Origin of the sequence: Cellvibrio fibrivorans, assembly GCF_031457055.1 — a bacterium.
In the GTDB taxonomy this organism is placed as follows: Bacteria; Pseudomonadota; Gammaproteobacteria; order Pseudomonadales; family Cellvibrionaceae; genus Cellvibrio; species Cellvibrio fibrivorans.
Map to the genome: position 1 here is coordinate 720,794 of NZ_JAVDVX010000002.1, position 21,162 is coordinate 741,955.

General features: G+C 47.3%; 16 protein-coding genes. 7 read left to right on the forward strand and 9 right to left on the reverse strand.

The window, feature by feature from the left end; genetic code table 11:
• The first annotated feature begins 1 nt into the window (after nucleotide 1).
• The 6 genes from J2X05_RS07970 (at nucleotide 2) to J2X05_RS07995 (ending at nucleotide 9,836) form a co-directional block, all read left to right on the forward strand.
• Nucleotides 2–2,254, forward strand: coding sequence for a heavy metal translocating P-type ATPase (locus J2X05_RS07970; RefSeq protein ID WP_310070982.1), 2,253 nt, complete (start codon nucleotides 2–4; stop codon nucleotides 2,252–2,254).
• Nucleotides 2,255–2,259: 5 nt separating this feature from the next.
• Nucleotides 2,260–2,718: a Cu(I)-responsive transcriptional regulator gene (cueR, locus tag J2X05_RS07975; protein ID WP_310070984.1), complete on the forward strand. Its 459-nt coding sequence runs from the start codon at nucleotides 2,260–2,262 to the stop codon at nucleotides 2,716–2,718.
• A gap of 13 nt (nucleotides 2,719–2,731) precedes the next feature.
• The gene (locus J2X05_RS07980) at nucleotides 2,732–3,130 is read left to right on the forward strand and encodes a hypothetical protein (RefSeq protein ID WP_310070985.1); all 399 of its coding nucleotides are present in this window, start codon (nucleotides 2,732–2,734) and stop codon (nucleotides 3,128–3,130) included.
• A gap of 107 nt (nucleotides 3,131–3,237) precedes the next feature.
• Entirely contained in the window at nucleotides 3,238–4,803 is a 1,566-nt protein-coding gene (locus J2X05_RS07985) for a TolC family protein (RefSeq protein WP_310070986.1), read from the forward strand.
• Nucleotides 4,796–6,151: a multicopper oxidase family protein gene (locus J2X05_RS07990; protein ID WP_310070987.1), complete on the forward strand. Its 1,356-nt coding sequence runs from the start codon at nucleotides 4,796–4,798 to the stop codon at nucleotides 6,149–6,151. Before J2X05_RS07985 ends, J2X05_RS07990 begins: the two co-directional genes overlap by 8 nt.
• Before the next feature lie 184 nt (nucleotides 6,152–6,335).
• Nucleotides 6,336–9,836 carry a HEAT repeat domain-containing protein gene (locus tag J2X05_RS07995; protein ID WP_310070988.1) on the forward strand — a complete coding sequence of 1,167 codons (3,501 nt, stop codon included), beginning with the start codon at nucleotides 6,336–6,338 and terminating at the stop codon, nucleotides 9,834–9,836.
• Between the two features lie 152 nt (nucleotides 9,837–9,988).
• Here the strand turns inward: J2X05_RS07995 and J2X05_RS08000 are convergent, their stop codons facing one another.
• Complete coding sequence (locus J2X05_RS08000; protein WP_310070993.1) at nucleotides 9,989–10,438, reverse strand: hypothetical protein; 450 nt, start codon at nucleotides 10,436–10,438, stop codon at nucleotides 9,989–9,991.
• Nucleotides 10,439–10,894: 456 nt separating this feature from the next.
• A complete protein-coding gene (locus J2X05_RS08005; RefSeq protein ID WP_310070995.1) occupies nucleotides 10,895–11,752 on the reverse strand; it encodes a 3-keto-disaccharide hydrolase in 858 nt (285 codons plus the stop codon).
• Between the two features lie 273 nt (nucleotides 11,753–12,025).
• Here J2X05_RS08005 and J2X05_RS08010 point away from each other — a divergent pair, with 273 nt between their 5' ends.
• Nucleotides 12,026–13,393, forward strand: coding sequence for a family 16 glycosylhydrolase (locus tag J2X05_RS08010; protein WP_310070997.1), 1,368 nt, complete (start codon nucleotides 12,026–12,028; stop codon nucleotides 13,391–13,393).
• 70 nt (nucleotides 13,394–13,463) lie between these two features.
• On the opposite strand, the gene J2X05_RS08015 is transcribed toward J2X05_RS08010, so the two are convergent.
• From J2X05_RS08015 to J2X05_RS08045, 7 genes are all read right to left on the reverse strand, one after another.
• Entirely contained in the window at nucleotides 13,464–14,606 is a 1,143-nt protein-coding gene (locus tag J2X05_RS08015) for a helix-turn-helix domain-containing protein (protein WP_310070998.1), read from the reverse strand.
• Between the two features lie 145 nt (nucleotides 14,607–14,751).
• Entirely contained in the window at nucleotides 14,752–16,041 is a 1,290-nt protein-coding gene (locus J2X05_RS08020; protein ID WP_310071001.1) for a DASH family cryptochrome, read from the reverse strand.
• A 435-nt stretch (nucleotides 16,042–16,476) separates the two neighbouring features.
• Nucleotides 16,477–17,322, reverse strand: a complete 846-nt coding sequence (locus tag J2X05_RS08025) for a hypothetical protein (protein WP_310071004.1) — start codon at nucleotides 17,320–17,322, stop codon at nucleotides 16,477–16,479.
• 59 nt (nucleotides 17,323–17,381) lie between these two features.
• Complete coding sequence (locus J2X05_RS08030) at nucleotides 17,382–18,827, reverse strand: hypothetical protein (RefSeq protein WP_310071007.1); 1,446 nt, start codon at nucleotides 18,825–18,827, stop codon at nucleotides 17,382–17,384.
• 88 nt (nucleotides 18,828–18,915) lie between these two features.
• A complete protein-coding gene (locus J2X05_RS08035; RefSeq protein ID WP_310071011.1) occupies nucleotides 18,916–19,659 on the reverse strand; it encodes a Crp/Fnr family transcriptional regulator in 744 nt (247 codons plus the stop codon).
• 147 nt (nucleotides 19,660–19,806) lie between these two features.
• Nucleotides 19,807–20,388, reverse strand: a complete 582-nt coding sequence (locus tag J2X05_RS08040; RefSeq protein ID WP_310071014.1) for a hypothetical protein — start codon at nucleotides 20,386–20,388, stop codon at nucleotides 19,807–19,809.
• A complete protein-coding gene (locus tag J2X05_RS08045; protein WP_310071017.1) occupies nucleotides 20,388–21,143 on the reverse strand; it encodes a ribonuclease H1 domain-containing protein in 756 nt (251 codons plus the stop codon). Before J2X05_RS08045 ends, J2X05_RS08040 begins: the two co-directional genes overlap by 1 nt.
• Nucleotides 21,144–21,162 lie beyond the last annotated feature (19 nt).

Genomic DNA, 21,162 nt, shown 5'->3' on the forward strand with positions numbered 1-21,162 from the left:
CATGAGCACCACCATGCAAGAACTGGATTTAGCGATTGAGGGGATGACCTGCGCATCCTGCGTCGCCCACGTTGAGCGAGCGCTAACAAAAGTGGATGGAGTCAGTAGTGTCAGCGTAAATCTGGCAACAGAGCGTGCGCACTTAATGCTTTCACATAGCGTTCCTATTGCCGATTTAATTCAAAAAGTAGAACAAGCGGGTTATCAGGCACGCCCCGCCCAAGTTTCAGATCAAGAAGAAAACGCCGCAAAACGCGAGAAGGAAAGAGTCGATCTTAAGCAAAAATTTCTTTTCAGCCTGATTCTTACACTGCCCATCTTCGCCATGGAAATGGGCAGTCATTTAATTCCTGCACTGCATCACTGGCTAATGGCTAATTTGGAAAATTGGAACTGGATCATACAAGCGGCGCTGACAACTCTGGTGATGTTTGGTCCCGGCTGGGTCTTTTATCAAAGGGGTTTACCAGCGCTGGTGCGTTTACAGCCGGACATGAACTCGCTGGTAGCTCTTGGCAGCTTGGCCGCCTGGAGCTATTCCTTAGTTGCAACCTTTACGCCTGACGCTCTCCCTGCTGGCACGGTGAACGTTTACTTCGAAGCAGCTGCGGTAATAGTCACACTGATTTTGCTGGGCCGATTGATGGAAGCCAACGCCCGTGGTCGCACCAGCGATGCGATTGCCCGCCTGGTAAAACTCCAACCTCGCAACGCCACTCGTTTGCGCGATGGTAAGCAAGAAACTGTAGAACTATCGTTGATTCAACGCAATGATCTGCTGTTCGTTCGCCCCGGCGAGCGAATTCCGCTCGATGGAGAAATTATTGAGGGCAGTTCGTTTATCGATGAATCCATGATGACCGGTGAACCCATCCCTGTCAGTAAAACGGTCGCCGCTGAAGTCATTGGTGGCACGCTCAATACCACGGGCTCATTCACCTATCGTGTTACCAAAACCGGCAAAGATACGCTGCTGGCGCAGATCATTGAGTTGGTGGAAACAGCGCAAGGTTCAAAGTTGCCGATACAAGCGCTGGTGGACCAAATTACGCGTTGGTTTGTGCCGGTGGTGATGTTGATAGCTGCGCTGACCTTTATGGTTTGGTTGTTCTTCGGCCCCGAGCCTGCACTGAGCTTTGCGTTAGTCAATGCAGTAGCTGTGTTGATTATCGCCTGCCCCTGCGCCATGGGGTTGGCAACACCGACATCGATAATGGTGGGAACTGGTCGTGCAGCGAGTCTGGGGTTGTTATTTCGCAGCGGCACAGCATTGCAAACACTTGCAGAAGTGAAGACCATCGCCTTTGACAAAACTGGCACCCTGACACTTGGCAAACCCAAACTTACCGATTTTATTGTTACATCCGGATTTGAAAAAAATACAGTGCTGGCCTTAGCTGCAGCGGCAGAGCAACACTCTGAACATCCGATTGCAAATGCATTGGTAGACGCTGCGGCGGCAGAAAAAATCGCGCTTGGCACTTTGGAAACATTTGAAGCAATTCCCGGCTATGGATTAAAAGCGAAGGTGTCTGGCGAAGAAATCCATATAGGTGCTGATCGCCTGTTTGAAAAACTCGGTATCAATCTTGATGTATTTAGCACAACTGCACAGCAACTAGCGGCTGAGGGTAAAACGCCAATTTATGTTTCCGTCAACAATCACATTGCCGCAGTGATGGCGCTTGCCGATACCATAAAACCCGGAACCGTTGCTGCGTTGAAAGCCCTACACTCACTCGATTTTAAAATCGCCATGATCACCGGTGACAATCAACGTACCGCTAACGTAATTGCAAAACAATTGGGCATCGATTTGGTGATTGCTGAAGTGTTGCCCAATCAGAAAGTAGCGGCGGTGAAAGAATTGCGCAAACAACACGGCGCAATTGCCTATGTTGGCGATGGCATTAATGATGCGCCCGCGCTTGCAGAAGCCGATTTAGGTTTGGCGATTGGCACAGGCACGGACATTGCAATTGAAAGCGCCGACCTGGTACTGGTGAGTGGCGATATTCAGGGTGTCCCCAAAAGCATTGCCCTGGCGCGCGCCACTATGCGCAACATCAAGCAAAATCTATTTTGGGCGTTTGCCTACAACGTTGCATTGATTCCGCTGGCCGCTGGTATTGCTTATCCATTTTTTGGATTACTCTTATCGCCTATGTTGGCCGCTAGCGCCATGGCACTCTCCAGCGTCTTTGTTGTCACCAACGCACTACGCTTACGTAATTGGAAAACCGCTACGGAGTAAAAATCATGAGTCGATTTGCCCACAAACCGGTACTGGAATTGGCGGATGCTCACGCCCAAGGGCTACACAGCATCGGGGAAGCTGCGAAAATTACCGGTGTCAGCGCCAAAATGATTCGCCATTATGAAACCCTTGGACTAGTCAAACCGACGGATCGTACTTATGCCAATTATCGCGTCTACCAAACTCGTGACATCCACTTGCTGCGTTTTATAAAAAGTGGGCGGGATTTGGGATTTTCGATGAAACAAATAGCAATACTCGCCAGTCTTTGGCAAGATTCGCAGCGCAGTAGTGCAGAAGTAAAAAAGTTGGCACTTGAACATATCAGTGACATGGATGAGCGTATAAAATCGTTGCAGCAGATGCGTCAGGCGCTCAGCGATTTAGCAGCGCAATGCCACGGAGATAATCGGCCTGATTGCCCGATTTTGGATGGACTCGCCTGCACTCACAAACACTAGCGGAATATTTTTTATGATTGCGCGTAAAAACTTGCATCTTATTGTGATCGCTCTTTGCCTGTGGCTACCGCTGCAGGCAATTGCGGGGCAATGGCTGCATTGTGCGCAACTGGACGCTAGTTTGATGCAGGCGGATGAATCACCTGAAGCCACGCCACATTTTTCTTGCCACGATACACCGGTAGAAACACAAGCGGATTATCCAGCATCAAACACTGACCAAGGCAATTCAGCCGATACGCAATCTTGCAAACACTGCCAGTTTTCTTGTACTTGGCACTCAGCATTAGTACTGCGCGAATTTACTCAGCCTATTTTTGACATTCTCATCCTCTATACACAATTTACCTCCCCCTCCCCTGCACAACCTCTACTAGCGATGCCGCAGCGGCCACCGCGACTTTACCGTTAAATTTTTACTGATCAACACTGATAAACCTTTCGGTTTAATCGATTTTTCGCTGTTAACTTGCTGCACCGATGTTGTTACGTTCGGTCAATAGTTAAGGACATTTAAAAATGAACTCCACTAACCTGCTCCTTCGTAGCGGCTTACTCTTTTGCGTAAGCCTGCTGCTCAGTGCCTGTACCACTACACCAACACAAAATTCAGTGGCGTTGGCCACTGAACAACTTAGTCAAACGCATCCCGGTGCCAGTTTATCCTCTGTGCCGGCGCACATTGATGACAACACAATTGATCTGAAATCAGCGATCCAACTTTTACTTAGCCAATCCCCACAAGTCCGTATTGAAATGGCGCAGCTGGGCATTGCCGATGCGCAGCGCCTTCAAACGGAATTAATCAGCAATCCGCATTTATCGATCGGTGCATTAAAACCGGAAGATGGTGGGCGCTGGCAATTGGACGTCGGCTTAAGCCAACCACTATTGGAATTATTTACCCGTCCACTGCGCCGCCAACTTGCCGAGGATAATTTGCTCAGTGTGCAATTGCGTTTGCAATCGCGCCTGCAAACCTTGATTGCACAAACTGGCGATGCTTATTACAGCGCGATTGCAGCGCGTCAGCATCTGCAAGTACAGCAGCAAATGCTGGATGCCACCCTCGCCCGCCAGCAATTGGCCAACAGCCTCTACCGCGCGGGCAACATGTCGGAAAATAGTTTTTTGTATTACGACAATGAATTGCGCCGTGTGCAGCAGCAAGTCAAAAAGCGCAAACGTAATGCGCATGAACAGTATCTTACGCTGCTGAATATGTTGGGCATGAACTCTCATCAGGCAATCACCTTGCCTGATCAGTTACCGGTATTGCCCACAGAAAAATTAACGCACGCGGATCTGCTTAAACAAGCACAAAATGACCGCCTAGATATAAAAATCACCACACAACAATTGGCTCAATTAGAAAATCGCCGCAGTTTGATACGCAAGGAAAACGGTTGGCGCGATATGAGCATTGGCATCAATGCCGAGCGCGAATTTGATGGGGCAACCAATGTCGGCCCCGAAATCGAATTTGCATTGCCCATTTTTAACCGCAATCAAGGCAAGCTTGCCGCAATCGATGCACAAACCACAAAAACGCAAGCGCAGCTCGCACAAGCCCTATTAGATGTCGACACTGAAATCGCCCAAGCGTTAAACCAAATGCAGTTGGCGCGCGAACAGCTCGATTTAATTAGCGCAAGTTTACAGGTGGCAGAAAAGCGCGTAACCCTATCCAACCGCGAAGTCAATTTTATGCTGGGCAGCCCTTTTGAATTGCTCAATATTAAACGGCAACAAATTCAATTAGCGCACGACTATACCAGCGAATTAAAAAATTACTGGCAAGCACGCACGCAACTTGAATTGGCAATTGGGCGTGCACTTCCTGTACCGCCGCCAGCTGTAGATCATAACAAGATGGGGCACGACAAAATGGACCATAGAAAAATGGACCACAGCAAAATGGACCACAGCAAAATGGACCACAGCAAAATGGACCACAGCAAAATGGACCACAGCACTCATCAACAAGCAGATGATCATTCAGCGCATCAACTTCATGAAGACGATATGCCTACAGAATCCGTCGATAAAACGACCAGTGAACATGAGGAGCACAACCATGATTAATCGTCGCACTCTTTTATTGGGCAGCGCAGCAGGTTTGGTTGCGGCCAGTTTGCCGCTGGGCGCGCAGCAAGATCACTCAGCTCATCAGAAAAATACTGCCGGTGTTGATCACTCACAACATACCACCACAAAAAAACGGGTGGCGAAAACCACCAAAAATATTCCTGCTGTCAGCACAAAAAAAATGGAGCCGACCGCGCAAGGCTATCGCCCGGTCATTACACCTAATGGCCGCACGCTTGGCTATCGCATGAATGATGGCGTAAAAGAATTTCATTTAATCGCCGAAGAAGTTGAACACGAATTCGCACCGGGAACCACAATAAAAGCCTGGGGTTACAATGGCAGCACACCAGGCCCAACGATTGAAGCAGTCGAAGGGGATCGCGTGCGTATTTACGTTACCAACAAACTACCAGAACATACGAGCATACATTGGCATGGGCTTTTACTGCCGTGGGGAATGGATGGCGTTAGCGGTTTAACACAACCACCTATAAAACCGGGCGAAACCTTTGTGTATGAATTTACACTCGTCCAACACGGTACCCACATGTATCACCCGCACGCCGATGAAATGGTGCAAATGGCGATGGGGATGATGGGCATGTTTATCATTCACCCCAAAGAACAAACCACACCGGCAGTTGATCGCGACTACGCGGTGCTTCTGCACAATTGGGCAGTCCATCCGGGAACCTATAAACCCGATCCCAGTGTGATGAGTGAATTTGATTTGTGGACCATGAACAGCAAAGTATTTCCTGCGATTGAATCCATGGTCGCGCAAACCGGTGAGCGCGTGCGAATTCGCGTGGGCAATTTGTCGATGTGGAATCATCCGATTCATTTACACGGTGTGCAATTTGAATTAACCGGTTCAGATGGTGGGCGCTGGCCACAAACGCAATGGCGCAAAGAAGTCACTGAAATTGTTGGCGTAGGCCAAACACGCGATCTGGAATTTATTGCTGTACCCGGTGACTGGGCGTTCCATTGCCACATGAGCCACCACACCATGAATGCCATGGGGCACGGTGTACCCAATATGCTCGGAGCCCAACAACCGGAAGCGCAAATCAATAAAGTGTTGCCCGGCTATATGGCGATGGGTGAAAGTGGAATGGCAGAACATCAGGTACATACCGATATGGGCCATATGCCGGGGCCGGAAAATACCCTGCCAATGATGATGGGCGAAGGCCGTCACGGAAAATTGGAAATGGGCGGTATGTTTTCCATGATACGTGTGCGCGATCAATTAGGTTCGGTCGCCGATTTATATGAAGCACCAGAAGGTACGCAAGCGAAAAAAGTCTCTGCAGTACCTGCGGGAATACCGGTATAAAAAAGGATGTAGTTCAGACAAGGCAGGAATAATCATCACTTCTGCCTTGTCGCTCCTCTCCAAGTGTTAATTAATGTTCACAAGCGTCAATTTGCACGCGGCCGTTCACTGACTCACCTATAATTCTACACAACTACAAGTCCGTCCCCTGTGACTAATAATCATAAATAGCTGTGAGCTGACCATGAAACAATCTACGCTGAAACAATGCCCGCTTGGAATCCCTTTATCCCGTTATTTGATTGTCCCTATTATCGGCTCACTGATTATTATCGGTGGTTGCTCCAAAGAGTCGCCCACATCTGAAGCTCAACAAACACAAGCAAGTGCCGCAGCAAGTAGCGCGGCGCTCGACATCACCCGCATCACGCCCGATGAGGCAAAACAAACTGCACAGACTATTGAGCAGCAAGTTCCCATGACATTGGCCGATGGCATTACCCGCGAACTCTGGGCATCAGAAAAATTATTGGGCGATACAGTGGCCATCCATGTGGATGACAAAGGGCGTATCTGGGCAGGTATTACCCAGCGCAGTAACAATTCTGAATTTGATATCCGCGCCTATCCCGATTGGGAACACCCTTCAGTTGCATTCACAACGGTTGAAGATCGCCGAGCATTTCTACACAGTGAACTCGCGCCGGAAAAAAGTGCACAAAACGAACGCATTCCTGATCGTAATAACGATGGCAGCCACGATTGGCGCGATCTTGCTGTTGTAAAAGAAAAAGTGATTCGTTTGGAAGATACGCAGGGCACAGGTAAAGCGGATTTTGCTCACACAGCAGTAGAAGATTTTAATACCGAAGTGACCGATGTTATCGGAGGAATGTTTTATAACGATCAAAGCGATGAATTATTTGTGAATGTCGCCCCGGATTTTTGGCGATTAAAAGACACCGACGGCGACGGTGTAATGGATAGCAAAACCTCACTCGCCAATGGCTACGGTGTGCACATTGGTTTTAGTGGCCACGGCCTTTCCGGCGCGCTGCTAGGCCCCGATGGAAAAATGTATTACAGCATGGGCGACGTAGGCACCAGCGTTACTGACAGCACCGGTAAAAAATGGCACTACCCAAATCAAGGCGTGATTGTGCGCAGTGAAATCGATGGCAGTAACTTTGAAGTCTTCGCCGCAGGCCTGCGCAACATTTATGAATTTTCATTTGATAAATACGGCAATTTTATCAGTGTGGATAACGATGGTGATCACGTTGGCGAATATGAACGCGTAGTGCACTTAATTGAAGGCTCAGATACCGGCTGGCGAATTAATTGGCAGCTCGGAAAATACAAAGACCCTAAAAATAATAATTACAAAGTCTGGATGGATGAGGAATATTACAAGCCGCAATTCAAAGGCCAGGCTGCGCATGTACTGCCACCCGTAGCGCCTTATCACGCAGGCCCGGCGGGTATGACATACAACCCCGGCACTGCTTTTAATGACCAATGGAAAGATCATTTCTTTGTGGTGGAATTTGTCGGTTCGGCTACACGCGCAGGCGTTAACGCATTCACATTGAAACCACAAGGTGCAAGTTTTGAATTGGCTAGTGACAAAAATGTTTTCCGCGGCGTGTTAGCAACCGGTTTGGATTTCGGGCCTGACGGTGCGCTCTACATGAGTGATTGGATTGAAGGCTGGGGGTTAAAACAAAAAGGCCGAGTGTGGAAATTGGACACCCCTGATACGGCTGGCAATGCTATCCGCACAGAAACCAAAACATTGCTTGCTGCTGACCTGCGTAAAGAACCCACTGAGAAATTAGTCGAACTGTTAAACCATGTGGATATGCGTGTGCGCCAAAAAGCACAATTCGCATTGGTGGAAACCCAGCAATTAAAACCCTTGCAGACCATCGCCATTTCATCGAGCAACCAGCTCGCGCGCATTCATGCTATTTGGGGCCTGGGGCAAATCCTGCGTAAAAATCCGACCGAGCACGCGGTATTAATTAATTTACTTCAAGATGCAGATCCTGAGGTTCGCGCGCAAGCCGCCAAGGTTTTAGGCGATGCCAATACCACAGCGGCGACAGAAAAATTATTGCCATTGCTTGCCGATAAAAATCCGCGTGCGCAACTCTATGCCGCCCAAGCCTTGGGGCGCATCCGCGCAGAATCGGCCATAGCACCGCTGGTTGATATGCTTCAGGCCAATAATGAACAAGATGTGTATTTGCGTCACGCAGGTGCTATCGCATTGGGACGTATTGGCAATCAGGAAGCATTAAGTAAACTCTCGACACATCCATCCGAAGCCGTGCGGGTCGCCGCAGTGGTTGCATTAAAACAAATGGAAAGCCCTGCCCTCGCCTTATTTTTAAATGATAAAAGCGAATTTGTTGTCACCAATGCCGCACGAGCGATTAATGATGACAATCTGGTTGTCGATGCGTTGCCTGCACTGGCCAAATTAATTGAACAGCCCGTGTTTACCAATGAGCCTTTGTTGCGCCGCGCCATCAACGCTAACGTTTATGCCGGGGGCAATAGCGCAGAAAATGCCAACCGTCTGATCCAATTTGCACAACAAAAAAATATCTCGGGAAAGTTGCGCGCAGAAGCAATTCAAGCAGTATCGGTATGGGCAGAGTCATCTAACTACGACCGTGTTACTGGAATGTATCGCGGCCCACTCGACCGTCCGAAGGCAGAAGCAATTGCAGCGCTTGGTGGCGGCTACAGCACATTATTGGCCGACAAAGACAGCAACGTGCGCGAGGCCACGGTTAAAGCCTTGGGCGAATTAAATATCCAGAAAGCCAATGACCAGCTGGTTGAATTACTCAAACATAATTCATCGGATGCCGTGCGTATCGCCGCGCTGCACACACTCAAAAAATTTAACCCTGCGAATATCGGCGACTTGGTCTTTATCGCATTGAAAGACAAATCCCAATCGGTACGCATGAAGGCCCTCGCACTGGTTCCTGAATTGAACCTGCCCATCGCACAAGTGGTAGAGATGCACAGCATTTTGCTAAAAAATGGAACTACGGGCGAACAACAAGCAGCGCTGCTTTCACTTGCGAATGTAAAAGCACCGGAAGCTGCAGCGGTATTCGCCGAGCAAATGGCACTCTTGATCGATGGAAAAATTGCACCGGAAGTACAGCTTGAACTAATAACGGCGGTGGAAAAAATCGGCACACCGGAATTTAAACAACTGCTGGCAACTTACGAAAGCAAAAAGGATAAAAACAATCCACTCGATATTTACCGCGAATCTATTTACGGCGGCAATCCAGACGAAGGTGTCAAACTATTTCGCTACAGCAACTCAACCCAATGTGTTCGTTGCCACATGGTAGGTACACGCGGAAACAAAGTGGGACCGGATTTAACCACCATTGCCACCCGCATTACACCAGAACAAATGCTGGAAGCACTGGTTGCACCCGCAGCTCGAATCGCTCCCGGTTTTGGCCGTGTCACCGTGGCATTAAAAACAGGTGAAAGGATTGAAGGTTCGTTTGATGCAGAAACTAAAACAGACGTGACAATTACCACAAACAACCAAGCGAAAACGATTGCGCGTACAGAAATTGAAAAACTCGAGTTCGGCGGAATTTCCCCTATGCCACCAATGGGTTTGGGGCTCACCAAGGCGGAGTTACGCGATCTGGTTGCTTACCTTTCAACCTTAAAAGAAGAAGTGCACGAAGGACATTAACTTACTACTGGACACTCAAGGAAGAGTACAAATTCACTGAATGTAAAAACTGGCACCGCGCCGAATTCAGCTACACAAAAACTGAAACATGGCAGATGATTTCATGCCCCGTTGTGCACAGCATAAAAGGTGGAGCAGTGAAGCTTCACCTCTCAAAGATCGTTCATTCGTCCTGTTTGCCGGACAAGCAGCATAGCCTCGTGCTGCTCCATCGCCAGTAAGGAACCAAGCAAATCCTTCGCTTCAGGAATTACGGCTTTTTCTTCAAGATCGCGATAGAGCTCAATGACCTGCTGATGATAATCAAACACCTCTTGGCAGATACTATCAAAGCCAAGTTGCACGTAGGGTATCTCGTTTGATTGGATAGGTTGATGAGATAAATAGTCGTAAATGTAAGTGTTCATCACTTCGGCTTCGGCCTGCCTTTCGAACGCTGCCACCATTTTTTCCATTTTGGATTCGTGCTCGGCCAGATAATCGAGTAGTAATCTAGCTCGCTCTTCTTCATTTTTTGATGAGCAATCCGCAAGATATTTTGCCAAGTAGCTATGCAGCTGACGAGTCCAGCCAATCAAATCTGAAAAAGTTTTAATTTCCATGTCATCTGCCTCATGTCTTGACCTTACAAGCTATATCACTCTCGAACCTTAGCGCTTTGGATAAGGGTGCCATCTAACTAATGGCTTCTTGCTTATTGTGACATCCTGAAAATCCGTCACTTGCACATCCACAACTGCTCCAATCAACCGGAATCTGTTTCACCTGAGCCAACAGATAAACATTACGTTAAAATTAAAGTATCTACCCATATATGCTGAGCGTCTGTTCGTTGCACAACATAAATTGTCGTTACGTAGGGCATTCGATTGCCCTAAAAAACCGCACTACGGCGATGCCCATAAAAAAGCCAGCTCGTTATGAGCTGGCTTTAACAACACTCGCAAGGTTATTCGAATGCAATAAGCAACAATAATGATCAGGCTTGCTTTAAATCATCCAGCACATACTCAGCGACGTACCGTTAATACAATTACCAGTAGGGTGTGACATGAGGGTTATTTGTTGTATTGGCAGGCATCAGGTTTGTTTTTTACAAAGTAGCTTTTGTAGTTATTCGCTTTTTTATCCATACAACCTTCCAGATTTAACAGCCGCACTTTACGGAAATCGGTTGGATGGCTCTCTGCTTGCAAAGCAATAAAACCACTGCCATTGGGCGTGCGGTCATCCCATTGTAAACCGGTGTACTCCAATACTTTTTTGCCATTGATAAAGTGCTCGGCTTTTTCACTGCCGTGCACAATTAATTCTGCTGTGACCCATTGGTCGCCATGATAAGTGTCGCTGCTGGAATTAATAATATGGTCTTCAGTAAATTTTCCGTTGAAAACGACATGTGTGCCCGGAGTGCAAAGGTTGCCGGTGGTCCGCGGGTCTTTGCCATTACCACCCAATAATTGGTACTCCATGCTGCCCGGAAAATCCTGTTCCACTGCCATGGTCTTAGGATCTTGCGTGTGGTACATGATACCGTTATTGCGCAATGCCCAGGCTGGGCCCCCTTTCACTTGTTCACCCACAAAACGATATTCCACCTGGATTTTGTAATGGGAAAACGGCCCTCCATTGTAAAAAATATGGCCGAAACGTTCTTTAAACTCGGTGTACTCATCGTAGCGCGCTTGCAGAATACCGTCGCTAACACGAAACGTATTAAATGCGTTTTCACCCAGCGCAAAACCACGGATCTTCGGCGACCAGTTGCTCAGGTCTTTGCCGTTAAATAAATCGATCCACTCTTCCTGGTCCGGATTCTGTGCCGTCGTTGGCGCAGCGGCGGACGCCACATGGGCTACAGAGCTAAAAAGAAGAGACACTATAAGAGTCGTCAGGGATAAGCGTAGGTTAGTCATCAGTAAATCATCCTGTTATTAGTGTTTATCCGGCAAATCTAACCCAATTATCAGATAAATAACAAGGAATTTACAAAACCAAACCCTGGTCGCCCTGTGGCTGCGAACCAACGCACAAACCTCTCCAACAACCCACTTCCGCACACTGGAATGGGACGTTTGATTTTTCTCCTGGCGAAAAGTGGAGCGACTTAGCCCCAGCCAAACGCAAATATTCATGAGTGGTATCGCCTTGGCGAGCCCAATCATCCACGAATAATTAATGAGGTTAGTATGAAGCTTCGACATCTTTTCAATAACACCTGTTTTGGCAGCGCTGGTTTGTTGATATCCGGGATGCTATGCGCTCCGGCGCAAGCAGTTGTTTTTCAAGCGGAGAACTACAACTACTATTACGATTCCACCACCGGTAATACCGGAGGCGCCTATCGCACAGATAATGTCGATATCGAAAAAACGCTGGATACCAATGGCGGTTTTAATCTGGGTTGGATCACCGCCAATGAATGGCTCACCTATAGCAATTTGGTGATCCCCAGCAGTGGTAGCTATACCATCAACCTGCGTGTGGCCAGTCCAACCGGTGCGCGCGTTGCGCTCGATTTGAATGCCGGGTCAATTTATTTGGGGAGTGTTCCAATATCGGCGACCAACGGCTGGCAAAATTGGAAGACCGTTTCGTTCACTACCACTATCGCAGCAGGGACTTATCAGCTTGGGGTCTATGCCGAAACGGCGGGTTGGAATTTTAATTGGATCGAAGTCATTCCCAATGGTGCAGTTAGCTCAAGCAAATCCTCGTCATCGATCAAATCATCCTCATCGAGTAAATCCTCTTCTGCAGTTAAATCTTCCGTCGCCTCATCAACAAAATCATCCAGTTCAGCATCCAATAACAATGGCGTGCCGGCTGGCTACAATTTGGTGTGGCAAGATGAATTCGATGTTGCTGGCTTACCAAGTAGCACCAAGTGGGCATACGACACAGAGGCGAACCAAACCGGTTGGTACAACAACGAAAAACAATATTATGCAGCAGCGCGTTTACAAAACTCTGAAGTAAAAAATGGAAAATTAATTATTACTGCACGCAAAGAGGCGCTCACCTCAGCAGCTGATTACGGTGGCCAGCAGTATACCTCTGCACGTTTAATCACCAATGGCAAAGCCAGTTGGACGTATGGGCATTTTGAAATTCGCGCAAAAATGCCCTGCGGCAAAGGAACCTGGCCGGCAATCTGGACACTCGGCACCGTCAATGACCCCTGGCCAGCCAATGGCGAGATCGACATCATGGAGCATGTGGGTATGGATCCTACGACTGTGCATGGAACCATTTGGACACCTGCAACCGAAAGCACATGGGGCGATAGCAAATCCATCCAAATTCCCGATGCTTGCAGCAACTTCCATAATTATCAAATGACCTGGACTGCCGACAAGATTGTATTTGCGGTGGATAACACTGTGTATCACACTTATTACAATACTGGCTCTGGAATAGCGGCCTGGCCGTTCAACAAACCGCAATATTTATTGTTGAATCTTGCTGTTGGTGGCGATATGGGCGGGGCGGTGGATGATTCTATATTCCCGCGCTCATTTGAAATTGAGCATGTGCGTATTTACCAAAAACCCTAACTAAAAAAGGCGCCTGATGTCCGCTTGGCACAGGCGCCCTTTTTGTTCTTTACGCCATTATGTTTTTACACTAGTCGGTTTTTACGCTCATCGGATTTTTTCTAAAGGCACGCGGAGAAACACCCGTTAGCCGTTTAAAAAACCGTTGGAAGGCAGACTTACTGTTAAACCCGGACTCGTGCAATATCTCCAAAATACTTAGCGAATCATAGGCAGAATCAGCCAACATACGTTTGGCTTCTTCCACCCGGTAGCGATTAATAAACTCAAAAAAATTGGTATTAAAGTGTTTATTAATGGTATTGGAAACCTCTCGATAAGGAGCGGCTATTTCATTGGAAAACTCTTCAATTGTGAGGCTTTGGTTCAAATAGAGTTTTTGTAGCTCGATGCCTGCACGGATTTTCTCAAGCAGCATTTCACTGGTTTTATCAGGCATTTCAGCCGATTGGTTATCGCCCCCTGCCCTTAGAAGGGTTTTGACATAGGCAATACTGTAGGCAAATAGCGCAATCGCCAGAACGAAATTGATATAATTATTTGCCAGCCCTACCACTTCTGCGGTTGATAAACTGGAAATGTTACCCAAAATATTTGCCGCCAGCGTCCACATCCATGAGAATAAAAAGCCTATCACCAAGTAGTTCAGCCAATCGATCGGCACATCGCTAATAGACGAATAACGCTCGCGCAACTGTTGACGATACCAACGCAACCCCACCAGTGCCGCCACCGCATAAACCACCGGCATTATCTTAATAAAATACCAAATGCCATGAATGGCCCGTTCAAATGCGGGACTAATCTCATCGAGATCAAAACGCAATACATCCGTATTGACTCTAAGCGCCACTAACAATAACAAACACAACGAGACAGGGACCAGGTGCAGCGCATCAGTCAGCTGAAATGAAAAATTTTCGCGGGTAATCGCCAGAATGTAAAAATACAGCGCAGCGCCTTTGATGAGAGAGGCCAACACAAAAAAATAGGCAATAACATAGGAAGTAAATTCACTGTGGTGGATTTGATCATTCCAGAGCAACAAAGTACACACGGCGTCGATGGCAATACAGATATAAAATATCGCCAACACGCCTTTTGCCAAGTGGTTGGAATCAGGCACTACAGGCTGCATGAGCGCCAATGCACCACTAACAGCAAATGTCATAATCAAAATGACATCGTGAATATTAAAAATCGGCGTATCCATCGACTTACACCATACCAATAATAAATTGGCGATAGTATAAACCGGGAATTACAGATCAGGCGCGATACAGAATACGATTCTGCAGGAATTGATCACAAAACCCCGCGCACCATCAGTATTTGCTACACCACCGCAGCAGTTAGATTTATGCTCCCCAGCGCTCGATAAAAATTGATTCGGGGTCGTAAGTCTGCCGCTGTTTTTCAATATTAAAATGCCGCCGTCCACGCGGATCTGTGCCCACTCCGGCAAGGTACTGCCAATTACCCCAATTGGCGGCTACGTCATAATCAATAAGTTGCTGTTCAAACCAGGCAGCGCCGTAGCGCCAATCAACACCCAATTCATTAATCAAATAGCTGGCGACAATCTGGCGGCCGCGATTCGACATCCAGCCCGTGTTAAGTAGCTGCCGCATAAACGCATTCACAAAATCACTGGCGGTATTACCGTAACACCAGGCAGTAAACTCAGCGGAATAAAAACTCAACAGCGGATTTTTATTTTGTATGCCGCGCAGCGCAAACATTTTTTTGCCGTAACGAAACGCGAGCCATTGAAAGTATTCACGCCAGAGCAATTCAAAATACAGCCAGTAAGTGGAATCATTGGCCTGATATTTATTTTCGTAGTGCCGAATAGCCTCGGCAACTTGCCGCGCAGAAATGCAACCAAAGGCTAACCAAGGCGATAACTTGGATGAAAAATCCCAGCCATCAAGTTGATTGCGCGTCTCTTTGTAGGATGCAATGTTGTGTGAATCTTCCAAATAATATTGTAATTGTTCAACACCTGCCCTGGTGCCGCCCGAAAAAGCCAGAGCCTGTGAATGTACTGGATTGGCCATACGCTGCGCTGACAAAATCGCGCACCACTTGTCCAGTACACAAGCTGAATGATCAACCATCACACTCTGACGCAAGCGCTGTGGCGCAGAGAGTGCACAGCTTGGCGGCTGTTGCTCTACACGCTTGCGAAACTGCGAAAAAATATCGGGCAAGTCTTGCAGATCAAAGGGTAATTCGGCGCGATCAAAGAGCGTGAAATTCTCACTGGACTTGACCGGAATATCGATCCGATTTTGCACACGCACCACGTCATCACACTCGTCACTGCCCGGATGCTGCCCCACTCCAATTGCCCCCACATCCAAATGCTCCGCGAGGCTTGCAAGCTCGTGCGCAGGATCGCCATCAAGTACGATCAATTCACTACCGCAGGCGCGCAACTGGGAGCGCAGATCAACAAGTGATTCAAGCAAAAACCTCAAACGATGGGATTCTATGCCCTTGCTTTGATAACGCCCCGGCACAAACCAGCGTTTGGGCAATACAAACACACCCACCACAGAGTCGCAGGAGGCAACCAATTGCGTCCAACCGGGGTTATCAGCCAACCGCAGGTCATATCTGAACCAATAAATTGCTGTTTTCATTTGTAAAGATCCTGGCAAGCTAGTGTTCACCAATACGATCTGAAGACGGTTTTGTATCATTCTGTGGGGGGCTTATTAGGCGTGAAAGTGCTAGCAAAATTCCTGTTATGAAAATCTAATCTAGCAAACCAGACCTATCGGATTGGAGCTTTTGCGAGCCTACGCGATACTTACAACGGTGCCTGCGGAGCAGGTAGAAATGTGTGATTCCCACACGGAGATTTCAACTAACAATGAGGTAGAAGATGGATTTGATTAGGAAAGACATTGAATTGATTCGTGAAGTCAGATGCCTGTGCCTGAAACACGATTTTGAAACTGCCGTCGCGGTCGCACGAACGGTAACCGATATTCAAACGCGTGAAACCCTCTTGTTTATCTGTCGATCATTTAAGACCGCACAGATAAATGTACGAGCGGCCTAAGCGATCGGAGTCAAAGGACTGACCAACTATCCCCATAAAGCGCGTCGTAACTCTCTTCTTTGATAATTTCACAGCCGACACTTTTCAAAAATATTGTTTGTCCTTGTGATAAGTCCCGCCCTGCATGAACATACCAGGCTTTTTTGGCGCGCTCGGGGAAAGTTTTAAAATATTTTGCGCGCTCAATCAGTAACCATCGCAAAAATATTTCAGAAGTGTCCAATCCCAAACCGATAAACAACAAGTCGTTATTAAAAATAATATGTAGCCATGTATCGCGACCATTCCACTTGCCATGGTTGGCATCGGCAAATAAACGCCCCTCCCCGCCCTTATGGATTAAGGTGCGCGCTCGTTCAACGGAGCCCATGTAATGGCTTAACCCCAAGCGGATACTGCGCGAATAGCGCTTAATACCATTGATATGCCAAATCGCAAATTCCTGCGCAGGGTTTCTAACTTCTCCCGCTGCAAAATAGCTGGCCCAGGGATAAAAATCCGTAAAGCGCACAGCATCGGCATGGTGTAATTCCAGCGCGGCACAATCTGACAAGGTCTCATCAAAGTTAGTCGTCAATACCGGGGCTGAATGGCGTTTTGCCCAAGCCATCATCGTCTGGTGATGCGCTTTTGCATTCCAACCAACAAGAAAATCGCAAAATTCTTTTTGTAGGTTTTTGGTTTTAGAGGTGCTACTTAAATCCAGTGCGTCATAAAATTCAGTGAGTGATATTCCGAGCGGAATATCCTTGGGGTCATCGTCAGTATGTTTAATCCATAAATCCAACAACATTGCATCCCACGAATTCAGGCCACTATCACTGTTGTAACGATTGATGCCATTGCCGATGATCAAAGCAAGTTCATCTGCATATGTAGTTAAAATTGTTTTAAGACAAATCTGTTTTGCTGCGATCAATTGCAATCCTCCCACACAAAATCCCCAGCAGTATTTTGCACCAGAATTCTCTGTGCTAATTTTTCACCGTTGCGATAACAATCCCGTGTGAGTATTACACTGCCTATGGGCAACCCCAATCGCCACTCTAAGCCACGCACACCTATAGCGGCAAACTGATGTTCATTAGCAACCCTGACCAATAAGGGCGAGACAATCGTATCTTGTTGCAATGTTTCTATTTGCCGTTCCGCCCAAAAGGCGCGATCAATTACCGCAGGGTAAGCTGCCGAGCGTGTGCCCTGCACTGCTATTAATGATGAAAAACCTACCAGTAACAAACCAATCTTAATTCGATCAGTCATCACCAGCGCGCGCGCAACCAACAGCAGGGGAAGTATTATCGCCACAGCGGCATAATATTCATAAGATTGGTTAGCCAATAAAAAATAGGGGCCGTAAGCGATAATTAAAAAAGCCAAACCCGCAAGCCATTGCACAATGGTGAGTGAAGGTTTTAACGCGCGAATACTTAGCCAATACACAATAGCCATGGGGATAAAACAGGCAGCCGCCCATGCAACCCCCAACAAGTATCGCTCCATAACGATCATACGCAAGGCTTCGCGCGGCACATTAAAAATCCATGCGGAATAACTCAGGGTATTAATCACCAGATTCTCGCCCAGCGTCAAACCATAAGCGGAATGGCGGCTGGGTGTGAACTCTTTATAGAAATACAACCACACCAAACACATCACTACACACACCAACAAAACAACTACATCCGCTCTTTGGTAGCTTTGTTTGTCGCGCAAAAATATCGCAAGCACCACCACTAATGCGGGAATTAAAATTGCCAACTCTTTACTAAACAATGCCAGCAATTGCAGCACGGGGAGCATCAGTAAAGCCAGCCAGCGAACCCTGCCCTGCAAACGCGGCAATGCAATCCACAAGGCGAGCGTTGCGCTCATAAAAAACACCAGCGTCGGGCTATTCATCGCTGCGACCCAATGCAGCGGCAAATAAGTAGCCACATGTACCGCGTGCATAGCCGCTGTGAGTAGTGCAATCAGTTTTGGTTGCGGCCACTGTATCGCCCGCGCAAATTCATACGCGAACCAAGCTACGGCCAGTAGCGATACGAGTGTTAAACACCATGAATAAATATGCGCGGATATGACATCGCCGTGCAGCACTTGTTCTACAAACCGCCAGCCGGTATCCATACTTAACGGCCGCCAGAAACCGGTTTGCGATTGCGTTACAAACGGCAACCACCAGGAATCACCATTTAAGCGAGCTTCACGTGCTTGCGTTAAGAAAAAATAATCATCGCCCCAAAAGGGAATAAAAAGCGAGGGTATCCACAACAACAAACCAAATAATAGAAAGGCAAAAACGGTAAATGAGGTGTTGTGAAAATAACGGGGGAAAAAACCAGACACAGTGTTATTCATAATATTGCCAAAAACGTATAAAAATCTACCCGGGATATATGCAGCTCCTTGCCCTTCCTGCCCAGTGTTAAATTTTATATTGCTCTGCTTATTCTAAATTCAAACTACCTGGAAGCAAACGCTCGTACTCATCCTTAACAGCTGCGTAACATTCACAGGCACGTTTTTCCAACTTGACGCGATCCAAAATTTTAATACGGCCACGGCCACGCTCTATCAAATCGTCTTTTTGCAGCAGGCTCACTACTTGTGTCACGCTTTCACGCCTTACACCCAAGAGTCGGCCAACGGCTTCCTGAGTGATTAACAGTTCAGAAGTTTTCAATCTATCTAACGACATCAACATCCAGCGACACATTTGTTGCTCGACAGAGTGATGTTGATTACAAACTGCCGTTTGCGATGTTTGGCATATTAAGGCCTGGGCGAATAATAAGGATAAATGTTGTAACTCTCCACCCAAAGCGAACTCGCGCTTCATCAATCTACGGCTGAGGCGATAGGCTTGTCCGGCGGTCTGCACTTCCGTACTGGAGGGCATACTCTCTCCGCCCATATAAATGGATATCCCCACCATACCCTCACAACCTACCAGTGCTGTTTCACTGGTTGAGCCATCTTCGAGGTTATACATCAAAGAGACGATGCCCGAAATTGGGAAATCCAGGTAACTAATATGATCGCCCGATTCAGACATAGTCCAGCCGAGAGGCATATCGATTAGTTTGAGGTCGGGCAAAATCCGTTCATAGTCCGCGGCAGGGAGCGAGGCGAGTATGTGATTTAATTTTGGGTTAGGGAGTTTTGTGTCTTTGTTCAGGGCTTTTGGCATAAGTGGCTTGTAAAGAGACGGATTTAACCGCGTAAACGATAATTATCGTATGTGGGCAGCCTTAGACTGCCATTTGTGTTGCTGATGGGATTAAAGCAGTTAGTGGCGGGAATACCAATGTTTTTCTGAATGAGGTGATTATTTACATTAGATTTGTAATTTGTAGGCATTCAAACGCTCAAATCGTTTACGGGTCTCGTGTTGCTGTTGAAGCGCGATCTTTTTAAGATCCACATAAGGGTGGATTGATGTAAAACTGAGTGCCTGCTCCTCAATACTCAAACCACCGACACGGTTAAAGTGATCCTGTACAAGCGACCGTATTGCAGGCTCTTTTGCATAGGTCTTTTTTAACTCATCCACTTCGTTAATAAAGTCGATTACACCGATTTTGCCGCCAACAAATCTGTCTATCTGATACAACTCGCTCTTGGCCGCAGTGAGCTCTTCATCAAGTTTAAATTCATCCAAATGAAACTGGCGAAGGCGAAAATATAAAATCAGCAACACCACCAGCACCACAGCAAGAATGCTAAAGCGAATAGTTACTGGAACCTCATCCAAATAATGTGACAACAATATGTAGGCAATGATGCTAGCCCAGTGCAGCCAATTCCATGTGAAGCGCAAAGGTGCCGCGCAATCCAAACAGGTGAATTGCTCCCCTTGAATCTTTTTTAAATTGCGCGATCTGCAGCAAGGGCATACACCGAATTTCATTCTATTCATCAACCTGCACGTGTTGCCAAAATTGCTGTTATATCCAACGGCTCGCGGTAGAGTGCAAATTCAGTTTCGCGGGACTGGATAGCAAGAATGGACATGCGGTCAGCGAGTTCGTTGCCTTGTACACCAACGTGGCCATTCACATGCAACACTTGCACTTTGTCTTTCAGGGTTTGGTGCAGGGAATAAATTTCTTTAATCAGTTCGAGGTTTTTAATCTCGCCGCCTTTCTTTTTCCAACCCGCTTTTTCCCAACCAATTGCCCATTGCACAACGCATTGGATGGAGTACTGGGAGTCAGAAAAAACCGCTGCAGTTTTGCCTTTGGCGATTTCATCTTTTGCCAATAATAAACCTTGATGCAATGCATTTAATTCAGCGGTGTTGTTAGTACCCATGGGGTTATACAAACCATACCAAAGCTCAACCACTTTATTATCGTGATAAACCGCTAAACCCGAACCCGCCTCGCCGGGGTTTGGTTCGCATCCACCGTCGGTAAATATTTTTACATCGACGGGTAATGCGTTTACTTCAGCGGCATTATAGGTTTTGATTTTGGCACCGCTAGCGGCTGCAGCACGTCCGGTTCCGGCGGTAGATTTTGCGCCACCAAAAGCGGCTTCGGCTTCTTCACGTGTTAGAAACGATTTATAACGCGCCCCCACAAATCCATCGACCTGCTTCTTACAAGTCGGCCAATCCGTAAAAATCCCCGTCTCCCGCCCTGCCCATACCACATAAAATTTTGAAGCCATCACACTCTCTTTAATTGAT